This window comes from Acinetobacter sp. RIT698, assembly GCF_009668065.1.
GTDB lineage: Bacteria > Pseudomonadota > Gammaproteobacteria > Pseudomonadales > Moraxellaceae > Acinetobacter > Acinetobacter guillouiae.
In genome coordinates, this window is record NZ_WJYH01000034.1 from 21,069 (window position 1) to 35,735 (window position 14,667).

General features: G+C 35.2%; 13 protein-coding genes and 1 pseudogene. 12 read left to right on the forward strand and 2 right to left on the reverse strand.

The annotated features are described in order from the left end of the window. The 9 genes and pseudogenes from GJV03_RS14785 (at position 1) to GJV03_RS14820 (ending at position 10,129) form a co-directional block, all read left to right on the forward strand. Complete coding sequence (locus GJV03_RS14785) at positions 1–5,166, forward strand: DUF637 domain-containing protein (protein ID WP_154130415.1); 5,166 nt, start codon at positions 1–3, stop codon at positions 5,164–5,166. Continuing rightward, positions 5,163–5,210 (forward strand): annotated as a pseudogene (locus tag GJV03_RS21935) (hypothetical protein); the annotation flags it as partial. The gene GJV03_RS14785 and the pseudogene GJV03_RS21935, both read left to right, overlap by 4 nt. After that, the gene (locus GJV03_RS21940; RefSeq protein WP_154130416.1) at positions 5,211–6,209 is read left to right on the forward strand and encodes a cysteine peptidase family C39 domain-containing protein; all 999 of its coding nucleotides are present in this window, start codon (positions 5,211–5,213) and stop codon (positions 6,207–6,209) included. It abuts the pseudogene before it with no gap. 14 nt (positions 6,210–6,223) lie between these two features. Further along, the gene (locus tag GJV03_RS14795; protein WP_154130417.1) at positions 6,224–6,679 is read left to right on the forward strand and encodes a hypothetical protein; all 456 of its coding nucleotides are present in this window, start codon (positions 6,224–6,226) and stop codon (positions 6,677–6,679) included. Between the two features lie 155 nt (positions 6,680–6,834). Next, positions 6,835–7,362: a contact-dependent growth inhibition system immunity protein gene (locus GJV03_RS14800; RefSeq protein WP_154130418.1), complete on the forward strand. Its 528-nt coding sequence runs from the start codon at positions 6,835–6,837 to the stop codon at positions 7,360–7,362. Positions 7,363–7,440: 78 nt separating this feature from the next. Further along, complete coding sequence (locus tag GJV03_RS14805) at positions 7,441–7,899, forward strand: DUF2846 domain-containing protein (protein WP_154130419.1); 459 nt, start codon at positions 7,441–7,443, stop codon at positions 7,897–7,899. A 217-nt stretch (positions 7,900–8,116) separates the two neighbouring features. Continuing rightward, entirely contained in the window at positions 8,117–8,962 is an 846-nt protein-coding gene (locus tag GJV03_RS14810) for a hypothetical protein (protein ID WP_154130420.1), read from the forward strand. Positions 8,963–9,054: 92 nt separating this feature from the next. Further along, positions 9,055–9,414, forward strand: a complete 360-nt coding sequence (locus GJV03_RS14815) for a hypothetical protein (protein WP_154130421.1) — start codon at positions 9,055–9,057, stop codon at positions 9,412–9,414. A gap of 256 nt (positions 9,415–9,670) precedes the next feature. Next, positions 9,671–10,129 carry a DUF2846 domain-containing protein gene (locus tag GJV03_RS14820; RefSeq protein WP_154130422.1) on the forward strand — a complete coding sequence of 153 codons (459 nt, stop codon included), beginning with the start codon at positions 9,671–9,673 and terminating at the stop codon, positions 10,127–10,129. A 108-nt stretch (positions 10,130–10,237) separates the two neighbouring features. Here the strand turns inward: GJV03_RS14820 and GJV03_RS14825 are convergent, their stop codons facing one another. Then, positions 10,238–10,807, reverse strand: coding sequence for a hypothetical protein (locus tag GJV03_RS14825; protein ID WP_154130423.1), 570 nt, complete (start codon positions 10,805–10,807; stop codon positions 10,238–10,240). Positions 10,808–10,818: 11 nt separating this feature from the next. Continuing rightward, positions 10,819–11,328, reverse strand: a complete 510-nt coding sequence (locus GJV03_RS14830) for a hypothetical protein (RefSeq protein ID WP_154130424.1) — start codon at positions 11,326–11,328, stop codon at positions 10,819–10,821. Between the two features lie 380 nt (positions 11,329–11,708). Here GJV03_RS14830 and GJV03_RS14835 point away from each other — a divergent pair, with 380 nt between their 5' ends. Genes GJV03_RS14835 through GJV03_RS14845 form a run of 3 tightly spaced genes read left to right on the forward strand, consistent with a single transcriptional unit; the run spans position 11,709 to position 14,666 of the window. Continuing rightward, complete coding sequence (locus GJV03_RS14835) at positions 11,709–12,695, forward strand: quinone oxidoreductase (RefSeq protein ID WP_154130425.1); 987 nt, start codon at positions 11,709–11,711, stop codon at positions 12,693–12,695. Between the two features lie 11 nt (positions 12,696–12,706). Continuing rightward, positions 12,707–13,555: a TauD/TfdA family dioxygenase gene (locus GJV03_RS14840; RefSeq protein ID WP_154130426.1), complete on the forward strand. Its 849-nt coding sequence runs from the start codon at positions 12,707–12,709 to the stop codon at positions 13,553–13,555. Positions 13,556–13,613: 58 nt separating this feature from the next. Then, positions 13,614–14,666 (forward strand): 3-keto-5-aminohexanoate cleavage protein, encoded by a 1,053-nt coding sequence (locus GJV03_RS14845; RefSeq protein ID WP_154130427.1) that lies wholly within the window; start codon positions 13,614–13,616, stop codon positions 14,664–14,666. Position 14,667: the final 1 nt, after the last annotated feature.

A 14,667-nucleotide genomic window follows, 5' to 3' on the forward strand; every position in this document is an offset into this window, starting at 1 on the left:
ATGAATAAAAATTGTTATCGCATTATTTTTAGTAAAGCAAAAAATATGTTTATTGCTGTGGCTGAAAATATCAAAAGCCAGACAAAGACTGCAGGACAAAGTACTAACTTAAATCGGGCAGAAAAATCAGATCACACACCTTTTCATCAAACGTGGCAAGTAAAAGGCTTAGTTGCATCGATGAGTTTGTTTACGTCACTTGCTCCTGTCTATGCGCAAATACAAGTTGCCCCGAATGCTCAAGCTTCACAAAAAGCCAGCATAGGTGTTGGGCGTAATCAACAAGGCCAAAATGTGCCTGTTGTTAATATTCAAACACCTAAAAATGGCGTATCGCATAATGTTTATAATCAATTTGATGTATTACAACCAGGCGTTGTATTAAATAACAGTCGTAATGGTGCTGGTTCAGTGATTGTTGGCAATGTAGGGGCTAATCCGTATCTGCAAATCGGTGAAGCAAGAGTGATTCTCAATGAGGTGAACTCGTCCGCAGCATCGCAATTCAAGGGAAATCTAGAGGTTGCTGGACAACGTGCAGATGTGATTATTGCCAATCCATCTGGAATTAATATTCAAGGTGGTGGTTTTATTAATGCCAATAAGGCAATTTTCACCACAGGTAAAATACAGCTAAATCCTGATGGAAGTATTCAACAGTTTGTGGTGGATCAGGGAAAAGTCAATGTTAGCTCAACTGGAAACAACTTAGGGCTGGGTGGTATTAACAATAATGCAGACTATGTTGATATCTATGCAAAGGCTGTCGAACTCAATGCTCAAGTGCATGCCAATCAAACCTTACAAGTCATTACGGGATCAAATACGGTGAGTAATGACTTAAGTACAATTACACCAAATCAAGTAAACAGCACGACTCCAACATTTGCACTTGATGTAAAAGCATTGGGTGGTATGTATGCCAATAATATTTTTATCATTGGCACAGATAAAGGTTTAGGTGTGAGAAATGCTGGCACCATTCAGTCACCACAAACTTTAGTCATTACCAGCGCAGGTAAAATTGAAAATACGGGGACGCTAAAAAATACAAATCCGCAGGGCAGTCTATTGAGTATCAGTACCGGTGAGGGTGCAGATATAGTCAGTAGTGGGTCGATGATCAGTAATGGTAATTTACTTTTGGAATCGGGCCGAAACATTACTTTTGATCGTGCTCGATTAGAAAAGAATGGGGTAGACAATCCAAACATTATTTCTGTCAGTGCCAAGGGTGACGTCAATTTTAAGAACAGTAGCAATGTCCAGAATTTTGGTCAAGGTGGTAATCTTTACATTGATGCGAAGAATATCAATCTTGATAGTAATATGAATATTGGGGTCAATGGTAGTATTCAATTGGTTGCTGATAATAATATTAGGATTCAAGACTCTGGAAATTTTTCAAGTGTTAACGATATTTATATTCAAGCTAAAAATGATTTAAATATTGAAAATTCAAAAATATCGGCTAATCAAGGTGATATTAATCTTACTTCTAATGGAACTTTAAATGGAAAAAATATTGATATAAATTCTAAGCAAGGAACGCTTAGCATTCAGTCAAAACTTGATTTAAATTTAGTACCAAAAAAAGAGATAACCTATGATAAAAGAGCCCCTGATATTGCTGTAGAAACATATACAAAAAATGTTCTAACAGGACTCAATGGTGTAAATTTAGTTTCCTCTGACTTAGGGAAAATTAGTCTTGAGAATACAAATATAAACGCTAAAAATGGTGATATTCAAATTTATGGAGGGAATGGTATTGATTTAAAAGAACAATTTAGTTCGGCTTTAGTGGAAGTGGAATTTTGGGGAAGAAAAGTTCTTTGGCCATTTCCAACAAAAGATTATAGTAAAATTTCATCAAAAGGACTTTATTTAAAAAGCAATAAAGACCTTAATATGAATTATATATCCATTAATACTATTGGAGGAGGAATAAATGTTGAGGCTTTAGGATGGGCTAATCTTTTAAACTCAAATCTAAAGTCAGAAAAAAATATTGAAATCATTTCAAATGATATTAACTCAAGAGGTTTGGATGTAAATTCAGGTCAAAATATTGCTTTACAATCTAAAGACTTAACTGTAACAGAGCGTTCAAAATATAATGCAAATGGTATGGTTTCTTTAGTTAGTGAAGGAGGTGGAGGTAATGGGTTAATAGATAGTGAAGTTTCATCGAAAGGATTTTATTTAAAAAGTAATACAGGTTCAAGCTTAAAAAATACATCTGTTAATACAATAGGAGGAAAAATAAATATTGAAGCTGTGGAGGATATTTATTTTGAAAATTCAACTCTAAAGTCAGATAAAAATATTGAGTTTTTTTCAGATGGAATTTATTCAAATCGTCTAAATGTTAACTCAGATCGTCATATCGCTGTAAAATCTAAAGGTTTAATTTCTTCAAATGACTCAAATTTTAATGCCAAAGGTATTCTTTCTTTAGTCAGTGATGGAGTACATAGCGCATCTGAAACCAATTATAATGGTGGCGCAATATTAGTCGAAGCTAAGAAAATAAATGAAAATAGTACAGTTTCCTTTAAAACGACGAGTACAGATATTTTAAAAAATGATGCTGATTTAAATAAATTAAATGGCAATTTATCAATACAAACTGAAGAAACACTGAAGTTAACTCCAACTATAAATATCAACGCTTTTGGTGATCTAGAGCTTGTATCTAAAAAAGGAGACTTAGTTGTAGAAAGTCAAGGTGGGAGAAAAGGCCGAGGATCAGAAAGCTTGGTTTCATTGATTAGCAATAAAGGGGGAATGAAACTAGAAGGAAATAGTGTCAGTATTGAAGCAGCAAAAATCAATGCTGAAAAAAATATTGAAATAATATCATCACAAGGCAATTTGAAAATTGATGCAGTAAAAAACACTTTTCAAAATAGAGAAACACTTTTTAATTCAAGGGAGTTTTTAGATGCTTATGAAAATTTAAAAATACAATACAGAAAAAGCGATGGTTCATTTTATCTTGCAGAAAAAGAATTTTTTAAAAAGTATCCAGTTGCAGCAATTAATAAAATAACATTTGGAGGGGGAGAAGGAATAACGAATTTTACAAATTTATTTACGGATCAATTCTTGCCTTTAGATCAAGTTTATAAATTTAAAACGGATGATAAATATCCTGATCTATTCACTGATAATAGCGGCTATAGTCATACAGGCAGCAATATAACAAGTAACTCAGGCAACATTTCACTAAAATCTAAAAAGGGAATTTCAATTAGTGGCTCTGAGTTAACAGCTAAGGCCGGAACAATCGACATAGAGGCGCAAGGACCTCTAGATCAGACTTATACTGCAACAGCTACACAAGGTGTGGGTGGTCAACCGAAAAGCTTTGATGCGAGTATTATTATAGATGGAACACAAGATTTCTATGATAAAGGCAATGAATATGATGCAAATTATAGTTTTAAAACTTTAGTTAATCCGACTGTTCTTAATGGTTTTAATGGTGTAGATCTAAGAACCGTTGGCAAAACTTTCAAAGATAACTTGGTCTTACAAGCAACAGGTATTGTTTCGCAAAATGGTAACGTTAAGATAGAGTCGTTTAAAAACATTCTTTTTGATGCAGCTATAGAACAAAACTATGATCGTAGAACGACGACCCAAAAGAGAAAATCATGGGGTGGTTTAAAGAAAAAATATATCACCACGAAAATCGAAAATGATAATATTGATGCTGCATCAGTTGAAATACAAGCAAAAAATATTTCTATAGAAAGTAAAGAGATTAATAATCCCAATAATAGTATAGATATTTATTCAGGTAAATTTAATGCGGAAGGAAATATTTCTATACGATCAGGTGGAAATATTAACTTTTATACTGCGAATAATATTTCAATAAGCAGGGAAGACATCACCAAGAAGTCCTCATTTGCAGGAATTAAGTACAATCGTTCAAAAACCAATTCTACTCGCTCCCAAGTGTCACAAATTCCAGCAACATTAAAAGCTAATTATATCGGCGTCAAGTCGGGTTTTGATATGGAACTTGTAGGTACAGAGTTTAAATATTTAAGAGGTGCAGAAATTGAGTCTGGTGGGAAAATTTTTATCGCACCTGCAATAACAAGAATTGAAGATGTTGTAAAAAAAGAAAAGAACTCTGTAGTTTGGCAGTCTACGCAAGATAAAGGTTCCATCACTGAAACTGCACAATTGCCAAGTTTTAATGGACCAACCGCTCCAACTTTCCAAGCTGATGGCGGTATTAGCGTTCAAATACCAGTAGGCGAAAAAGACCAAAATAAAGTACAAATTCGAGATGAAATTTTAAAACTGGCAAACCAACCAGGGAATGAATATTTAAAAGACTTTGTAAACCGTAATGATGTGGATTGGAATAAAGTCATTCTTGCTCAACAGGTTTGGGATTATAAATCTCAAGGTTTAACAGGAGCAGCGGCAGCTATTATTGTGCTCATTGTAGCAATAGTTACCTATGGAGCAGGTACTGCAGTAATCGGAACGACTACCGCTGGAGGCGGGTCTATCACATTTGGCGGAATAACTTTAGCGACAACAACAGCTTCAGGTGTGACAACTTATACAGCGGTAGGGGCGATGGTTAATGCTGCTTTGACTTCACTTGCAACTCAAACTTCATTGAGCTTAATAAACAATAAAGGAGATTTGAGTAAAACACTTAAAGAGTTAGGTTCTAAAGAATACATTAAAAGTTTAGCAACATCTGTTGTTACCGCTGGGATATTGGATAGCGTGAGTAAAACTTTAAACTTACCTACGAATTCTACTGACATAGTCGATAAAATTTATGCAAATACTATTACTGCTTTAACAAGTAGTGTTATTGAGGCTTCAATAAATGGTGATTTGAGTCAAATAGATTTAGAAAAAATTCTACTCAATGCTTTATCAAACTCTTTACAAGCAAAAGCAGCAGGCCAAATACACGATCTGAGAGTTGGTAATTCATTAGATATGAATTATGTAGTTACTAAGATTTTGCATGCAGTATCAGGGTGTGTAGCAGCAAAAATATCAAAAAAAGAATGTGAAGCTGGAGCTATTGGTGCAGCGATGGGAGAAATTGTTGCAGAAAATTTAAAGAATGGGAAATATTCTTTTGAATTAAGTGAGAGTGAAAAATTAAAAATTTGAGTAACCTAATTGCTGGATCAACAGCAGCAGCACTTGGTTACGATGTGAATACTGCAGTAAATACAGCAACAATAGCAGTTCAGAATAATGCACTTGCCGATGATCTTAAAAAGCTTTTTAGAGATAGCGCACAAAAAGCAGCTGGCGGTACAGTGGGTGCATTTCTCTCATTAGGACAATTAGGATTACCTTTTGTAAATTCTGAAGAAAGAGCAAAAATGATAGAGGGGATAAAAATACTTGCAAACTCTGAGGAGCCATTAGTTTTATTAAAGTTAGGGTTAATTAACAATCATAAGGAATTTCAAGATTTAGATGCACTTATGAGTATGAATAATGACACTTTTGGACGCGCCATGGTGGATGCAAAGTATACAATGGATATTGTTCAAATGTTAACTGGCGTTGCAGCATTACCAAAAGTAGTTGTTACAAGTGGGAAATTAGGAGTCGCAGCAACAGGATATGTAATCAATGGAACAAAGGTAATTATAAAAAATGGCACAGTAAGAATAGCTAAAACTACTGAAGAAATTAAATTTGTTAATGAATTTATAAAGTCTGGAAATGGTGAAGGCTTATTCTCGATGATCAATCGTGGAACTTATACTCCAGAAACAAATACTTTATTGGGGCAATTAAATAATTCATCATGTGCAGCAGCTAGCTGTAAAATGGCAGCTGGTCTATATGACATACCTGAAGCTTTTATAAGAAGTGCTATAAAAACAGCGGATGATGGTACTATTTTAGCTAACATACCAAGTGGATTAAAAGCACTAGGTTTTCGAGGGACTGCATCCTACTCAACTAATCTTTCTTTAGAATCAATTCAGACTGCTACCCAAAAAGGTGCTGCTGTGATTTTAAATGTAAGGACTGAAACAGGAGGATATCATGCGATTGTCGTTGATGCTGTTAAGAATGGGCAGGTTTATATCAGAGATCCTTGGCCAGCAGGTACAGGTAGTTCTTATTCAGTCCCAGTGGGTGCATTACAATCAGTAATGACTGGAAAAGGTGTTGTTGTTCAGAGATTTTAAATTTGGATTTTATTATGCAAAAAATATGTGATTTGTTTGTCCCTCATTTGATAGTACATGATGAACTTAAATTTCTTTCAATTTTTGATAAGGATTTTAATTATAAACCTGAAAGTGTCTATGAGGGTTTTGTTAATGTAAATGTAAAAAGAATAAAGCTTATTACATTTGTTGTCGAGTTTAAAAAAAGAGGTATTGAGTGTTATAATGTTCCTATAGAATATAGAGATAATAAAAATATTTCTGAAGGTGATGGTATTTTTTATGCAAGAAACTATGCGAATAAAAAAAATTATGATATTAACTTTATGTTTAAGCTATCATCACCATTGTATTGGGGTTTTGAAATAACTAATGATCCTGAAGAGAAAGTCGGTGGGGTTATTTATGTGGATAAAGTTGATGGTCACATTTGGAGTCTAGATGAATATGAGGAATACCATTATGATTATAATAATTGTTTATTTTAATTTTTATTAGAGTTTATATATTGGTTTTAGTTTTGGAAAAAGCTTGATTTATAATGGTTGTTAAATTATTAAGATGAATGAAAAATGTTTATTTAACAATATTGTTTATAGATATTAAGTTGATTTAAAATTATTACTGAGGGTGATAAATTAATATGGATAACAAAATCTTTAACCCAGATGATTTTTCTTTCAAGACTAGCAGTATTAAAGCCAATGATTTTATTATGGCAATTAATACTTTATCTGGAAAACGTAGTTTTATTCTCGATAACAAAGGGAAAGAGTATTTACTAGATGCAAGCATAGATAATGTACAGATAGAGAATGCATTGCGTGATTGCCTCGAAGCAAGCCGCAGAGTGTTACCAGTAGATGATATGGAGTTATTTGATTACAAGCAATCAATCGAGCGATATAAAGGTTGGGTTAACCGTTTACAAGAGTTTGTGGGTTTTAAAAGTAAAGCTAAGTTATTTCGACCTATGTTTTCCTTAACTGTAATTGAGCAGAATGGTGTAATTTTTATTGATCCATCTAGACAGGAAAAACCTGAAGCTTGGGATAGTGAAGGCATAGATGAATCCAACCGAGTCCAGATTTCAAGTGATTCAAGTCTTGAAGAAATAGGCATAGCTGTTCGATTGGCTTTAACTAGATGTAAATCAATGTATTTAAAATAGCCTAAGCTTGACTATTCTAAAATGATAAAAAGCTTATTTGTTCATCCATTTTTATTATAGATGTGGAGTACTAAGAATATGAATAAAACCTTACTTGCTATGATAGCAACAGTATTTCTTTTTACAGGCTGTGCATCAGTTCCACTTGCTAATCAGGAACTGAGTGCTACTTCAAAACAGTTTAAACAGCCTGAACAGGGTAAATCTGGGTTGTATATCTACCGTGCTGGTGGATTGGGTACGGCAATTAAAAAAGACATTAAAATCAATGGTCGTTGTATTGGTGAAACAGCCCCTAATATTTTCTTCCATGAAGAAGTTGCTAGTGGTCAGGAATATACCATTTCAACTGAATCAGAGTTTTCACCAAATGACCTTAAACTTCAAGCAAAGAGTGGAGAGAATTATTTTATCAAACAGTATATCAAACCAGGTTTGCTGGTCGGTGGAGCTGGACTGAAATTGGTAGATAATGCACAAGGTCAAAAAGCGATACAAAAACTAAAACTGGCAGAAAAGGGCAAATGCGGTAAATAAAATACCGATGCTTCATCATATGGCATCGATTGAAAAATTCATGCATTTTGAATGTTATATATTTGAAAATCTGGGCAGCCTACATGATGATTTACTGCCCAGATCATTTTTAATGACTGCCCATGTGAAAAAACTTGATTTTAATTTTTAGGTCTAGGCTAAAAAACTCAATTGATTTAAAAAATGGAGTAATTCGTGTTTCGGCTTGGGATAGAAAATGAAAGCATTAAATGAATTAAAAAGACATATAAAAGCTTATAAATCATATCAAATTCAAGATTTAAATGATTCACTTCATTCAAATGAGTTCGATGTGAAAAAAGCAATATACGAAGATGACCTATTTGTTACTGAGCTAATACGTATCATGGGATCTTTTTATGCTCAACGAGCTTTTTATGCAATAGAAAATGATTTTCTAAATTCTGATGCTTTAAGAGATTTAAATTTGGCTTTTATGTATATGGAAGCGTGTAATGAATCAGAATTGATGAAATTTAAAAAAAACTCACATGATAGAATGAAAATACATCGTTTTAAGAAGCACTATTCGGAAATTTCTGCACTTCTATTTTGGGCAATATTAACAGAAAATTTTAATTTAGCTAAAAAGTTGGCTAAATTTGTTTCATTTTGTTTGGAGCAAAAAATAATTCAAGATTTTCCAAATAGTTATGATTATTTTTCATTATGGGTTTATTCAAAATGGTCAAAAGAGTTACCTTTGATTGATTTAGATTTAAAAGGAGAATTTAAATTTTTGATTGATCATTGGAATGAATCTGGTCCAAATGTTGCTGAAACCCTTATGAAAATTTGCGACCTACATTGTGAAGAACTTATAGATAATGACAAGCGTAAATTTCCACCAAAGCTGGTATGTGCTCCATTTACAATAATACCTTTAGAGATTCATGTTATTAATAAACTGAGATTATTAGATGGACTGGATGAAATTGAAGTTAATCACCCGCTTATGCAAACAAATGCTGCAAAAATCAAATCTTTTGAAGTGATAGAAGATGAGCTTTTAGAGGAATTTCAATTGAAAATTCTTTTTTAACTTTTATATGGCAGAACTATTTAAATATCGATTGCTGAGGCAGAATTTAAAAACAACAATATTAAAATATATTAATCATGAGGATCTTGTAGATGCTAAATTTAAAAAAATGGAACGATTTAACAGATGAGCCACTAACATTAGAAAATGTAAAAAAAATATATGACCCATTGAAGGTTTATAGAGTTCAATACAATCACTGGGATCCTGCCAATAGTATAAATGGTTTTTGGGCTAAGACGGCTGGTTATACGACTTATTATATTCAGCAAGGTACAATCATTTTTATCAATGAAGAAACAAAAGAAGAAGTAACAGCGGGTCCTGGATGTATAGTAAAACTACCTAGAGGTGATTATTTATTTAGAATTACCAGTGACATTCGGCTGGAGTTTATACAAGTATTAGAATGGCCTGATGGTTGGCCTAAAAATAAAGATCTAGATATTTGAACCTAATCAACCAAATTTTGGTTAGATTAGCCAAAAAGGGATTGGGTTTTGAATGGAGTAAGACCCAATTCTTTTAGTTTAATTTCTGTGCTTTCATGATTGTAGTCATGGGTTCAATTAACATATCAGTCTTAGCTGATAGGACTTCCCGTTACTACAATCAATGTATTCAAAATAGCCTAAGCTTGACTATTCTAAAATGATAAAAAGCTTATCTGTTCATCCATTTTTATTATAGATGTGGAGTACTAAGAAAATGAATAAAACCTTACTTGCTATGATAACAACAGTATTTCTTTTTACAGGCTGTGCATCAGTTCCCCTTGCTAATAAGGAACTGAGTGCTACTTCAAAACAGTTTAAACAGCCTGAACAGGGTAAATCTGGGTTGTATATCTACCGTGCTGGTGGATTGGGTACGGCAATTAAAAAAGACATTAAAATCAATGGTCGTTGTATTGGTGAAACAGCCCCTAATATTTTCTTCCATGAAGAAGTTGCTAGTGGTCAGGAATATACCATTTCAACTGAATCTGAGTTTTCACCAAATGACCTTAAACTTCAAGCAAAGAGTGGAGAGAATTATTTTATCAAACAATATATCAAACCAGGTTTGCTGGTCGGTGGCGCTGGACTGAAATTGGTGGATAATGCACAAGGTCAAAAAGCGATACAAAAACTAAAACTGGCAGAAAAGGGCAAATGCGGTAAATAAAATATCGACGCTTCATCATCTGACGTCGGTTGAAAAATCATGCATTTTGAATGTTATATATCTGAAAACCTGGGCAGCTAACATGATGATCAGCTGCCCAGATCATTTTTAATGACTGCCCATTTTATTGATAATTCTAATAGGCACCACCGTATATCCTTGATCAGTATCAGGCCTTGGTTCTAAAAACGTTTGAATTGGCAGATTAGTAATAGCGTTAGCTCGCCATAATCCCACGCCATTTACAAGTTCAGTCACAGGTTTCTTTGTTTCCAAATCATTAATCCAAAATACACAACCTTCTTGTTTATTTGGATTTAATTCATAACCGACTTGGTATCTTTTATTTGGTTCAATATGGACTTTGACTAAATTTGTATAGTTATAAGAACCTTGACCACACCAAATTTGTAAATCATGTTCACCAGCGTGCAGAATTAAAGGCTCTTTGAGCTGATGATAGCCATTTTCTACTTTCTTTTTATCTACTGCAAAGACAAAAGCAATCGTGTCTGCTAAATATTTACGATCATAGAGATCACCAATGATGGTTGCTGTTTGTGATGATGCTTGAGGTGGAGAATAGTATTCAATAGCAGGTGTATTCTTGGATGTACTGATACAAGCAGTAAAAATGATCGGTACACTTAGAATTGAGATTTTAAAAAATAGATGCATATTCAATCCCTCTATTTATTAATAATGACAGGCATATAAATTTGTTGAGGTTGATTTACTACTGTATGAGCAAATTGCTTATCTGTGACTGCTTCACCGGTAGTTAAATTTTCAATCCAAAACTGAATGCCTTGTTTATGGCTGTTTTTATCCGCTTGATTGGTTTTGATTTGATATTTTTGCCCTGTTTGAGCAGTAAAATTCAGCTCAGCTGAAGAAAATAATTGCTGAGCATCAAAGGTGAAGCGAACGGTTATCTGTGTAGGTAGAATGGAATAGATTTTATTCCAGTCTTTTGATTGGTTTAATGTGGCTTTGCCATTGATTTGATTAATATAAATACGAGCTTTTATGAACTTTAAAGGGGTGCTCGTTTCTTGGAAACCTTGAATTGTTGCGAGTTGTGCTGAATCAATATTTTGAGGGGTTTGATAAAGCAGCTCTTTGGGGATTTCTGCAAGTGCAAATGGTGAAGAGCATAAAGCAAAAAATAAGGTTATTTTGATCAATTGATTATGCATAAAATAAACCTCTAAAATGAGAAAACTATTTTTAGAATTTTACTAAGTATTTTGACTTAGCAATCTATTATAAAGAGGGTTGGTTCAATATCCTAAACCTATAATTATTTTAATGGCTTTTTTTGAAACTTCATTATACCTATAGATAGAACACATTAAAATTTGGGATAGAAAATCGACTCAAGATAAACTATAAAATTTATTCAAATCCCTAAAATAACTCAAAACAGTGCCTTACTAAACTAGCTTACAATTTTAAAAACAAGCGTGTCGTAAAATGCTAAGTCAGTGTCGTCTTATGTAAAGTGAGCTGCAGCTGCTGTGTTGTAGTTTTAATCATGATTTTTAAATATTGATAAAAATACGGCATGGATAGGGAAATGGCATTGAATAAAGCAATACGGTTTTATGAAACAGGAACACCAGATGTTTTGCAATATGAAGACATCGATGTTGGTGAACCAGCAGCAGGGCAAGTGCGTCTGCGTCATGTGGCAGTTGGATTAAATTATGCTGACACTTATTTTCGTGACGGCACATATAAGATTCCACTGCCAAACGGGATGGGCGTAGAAGCGTCTGGTGTAGTCGAAGCCGTAGGTGAGGGTGTAGCTCACATTCAAGTGGGTGATCGAGTCACTTATACCGGTTTTTTAAATACGTTAGGTGCTTATAGCACTGCACGTCTAATCTCAGCTGATGTATTAATCAAACTACCTGAAGAAATTTCTTGTGAAACAGCCGCAGCAATGACCATGCGGGGTTTAACCTCTGCTTATTTAATGCGTCGTATTTATGACTTTAAAAAAGGGGACACCATTTTATTACATGCTGCCGCTGGTGGTGTGGGCTTGATTGTTTCTCAATGGGCAAAGTTACTCGGTTTAACTGTGATTGGTACAACCTCTTCAGAAGAAAAAGCGCAAATTGCTCGTGCACATGGCTGTGATCACGTCATTAATTATGGTTATGAAAATGTTGCAGAACGAGTACGCGAATTAACCGATGGGGTTGGTGTGAATGTGGTTTTTGATAGTGTCGGTAAAGACACGTTTATGGCATCGCTTGATTCATTAAAACGCCGTGGCTTATTGGTTTGTGTGGGGACTGCTTCTGGTGCAATTCCAGAATTTAACCCCGTCTTGTTGGCAATGAAAGGCTCTCTCTATATGACCCGCCCAGCACTGGCAGATTTCATTGCTGATCCTATAGAAAAACAAGAACTTGCCAATGAACTATTTGACCACGTCCGACATGGACGCATCAAAATTGAAATCAATCAACGCTATGAACTCAAGGATGCAGTTCAAGCTCACCGTGATCTAGAAGCACGTAAAACCACAGGATCATCAATTTTTGTCATTTGAAGGGATATCTTATGCAAGTTGAACAATTAAGTTGCAATATCGGTGCAGAATTGTTGGGGGTCAATCTGGCAGATGCCATTGACGATGATGGGTTATTTACTGAAATTCGTCAGAATTTGTTAAAGCATCGGGTTTTATTTTTAAGAGATCAAAACCTAAGCCGAGCAGAACATGTAGCATTTGCTGAGCGCTTTGGACAACTAGAAAGCCATCCTGCTGTTGGAAGTCATCCAGAGCATCCTGGGCTGGTACAAATTTATAAAAGCCCAGAGAGCCCAATTGATCGTTATGAAAATGCTTGGCATAGCGATGCAAGCTGGCGCAAAGTTCCGCCAATGGGTTGTGTACTACGTTGTATTGAATGTCCGACAGTGGGTGGAGATACCATGTGGACCAATATGGTGATGGCCTATGAAAATCTACCCGTAGAAATCAAAACAAAAATTGCAAATTTACGCGCCTATCACAGTATTGAAGCCAGTTTTGGCGCAATGATGCCGATTGAAAAACGTTTGGCATTAAAAGAACAGTTCCCCGATGCAGAACATCCTGTGGTACGTACGCATCCTGAAACGGGTGAGAAGATTCTTTATGTCAACGCCTTTACCACTCATTTTAGTAATTACCATACCAAAGAACACGTCCGTTTTGGACAAGATGCCAACCCCGGTGCAACCGATTTACTGCGTTATTTAATTACCCAAGCCTATATTCCTGAGTACCAAGTTCGTTGGAGTTGGAAGCCGAATAGTATCGCAATTTGGGACAACCGCAGTACACAACATTATGCCGTAATGGACTATCCACCATGTCATCGAAAAATGGAACGGGCAAGCATTATTGGTGATGCAACTTATTAAGCGTAGCAGTTAACGATTTTATCTAAACCCTAATTTTAAAATACATATGGAGATGTTTATGCAATTCTTTGATGACTCATTGCACCCTGAAAACATGGACAAAGTGGTGATTACGGTAGCGCCTTATGGGCCTGAATGGATGCCTGAGGATTTTCCTGAAGATATCCCGGTGACCATGCAAGAACAAATTCAAAAAGCGGTAGAGTGCTATGAAGCAGGTGCTTCAGTCCTCCATTTGCATGTTCGAGAACTAGATGGGAAAGGTTCGAAACGTCTGTCTAAGTTTAATGAACTCATTGCCGGTGTGCGTGAAGCGGTGCCTGATATGATCATTCAGGTAGGTGGATCAATTTCTTTTGCTCCAGAAAGTGAAGGTGAAGCTGCAATTTGGTTAAGCGATGATACGCGTCATATGCTGGCTGAATTAATGCCAAAACCAGACCAAGTAACCGTGGCGATCAATACCACTCAAATGAATATTATGGAGTTGCTCTATCCTGAATATTTAGAAGGCACTTCTTTGGCACATCCAGCAATTCATGCAGCTTATGCAGAAATGACAGTACCCGCAGGTCCAGCTTGGGTTGCAGAGCATTTAAAGCGTTTAACTGAAAATGGCATTCAACCGCATTTCCAATTAACTGGGATGCATGGTTTAGAAACGCTGGAACGTATGGTGCGTAAAGGGCTGTATAAAGGTCCGTTGAATCTAACCTGGATTGGAATTGGTGGTGGTTTTGATGGGCCAAATCCTTTTAACTTCTTTAACTTTATTCATCGTGTACCTGATGGTTGTACATTAACTTCAGAGTCTTTACTTAAAAATGTTTTGCCGTTTAACACTATGTCAATGGCGATGGGCTTACATGCACGTGTCGGAAATGAAGACACCATTATTGATCATCAAGGTCAGCGTTTTTCTTCAGTACAGCAGATTCAACAGACCGTGCGTATTGCCCATGAATTAGGTCGTGAAGTTGCATCAGGTAAAGAAGCACGTGAAATTTATCGTATTGGCGTGCAATACGACACGATTGAAGAAACTTTGTTGGAAAATGGTATGGCGCCCAATCGTAAAGCAGGTCAAAAGGGTGTTCCACAGCGTAAATAAT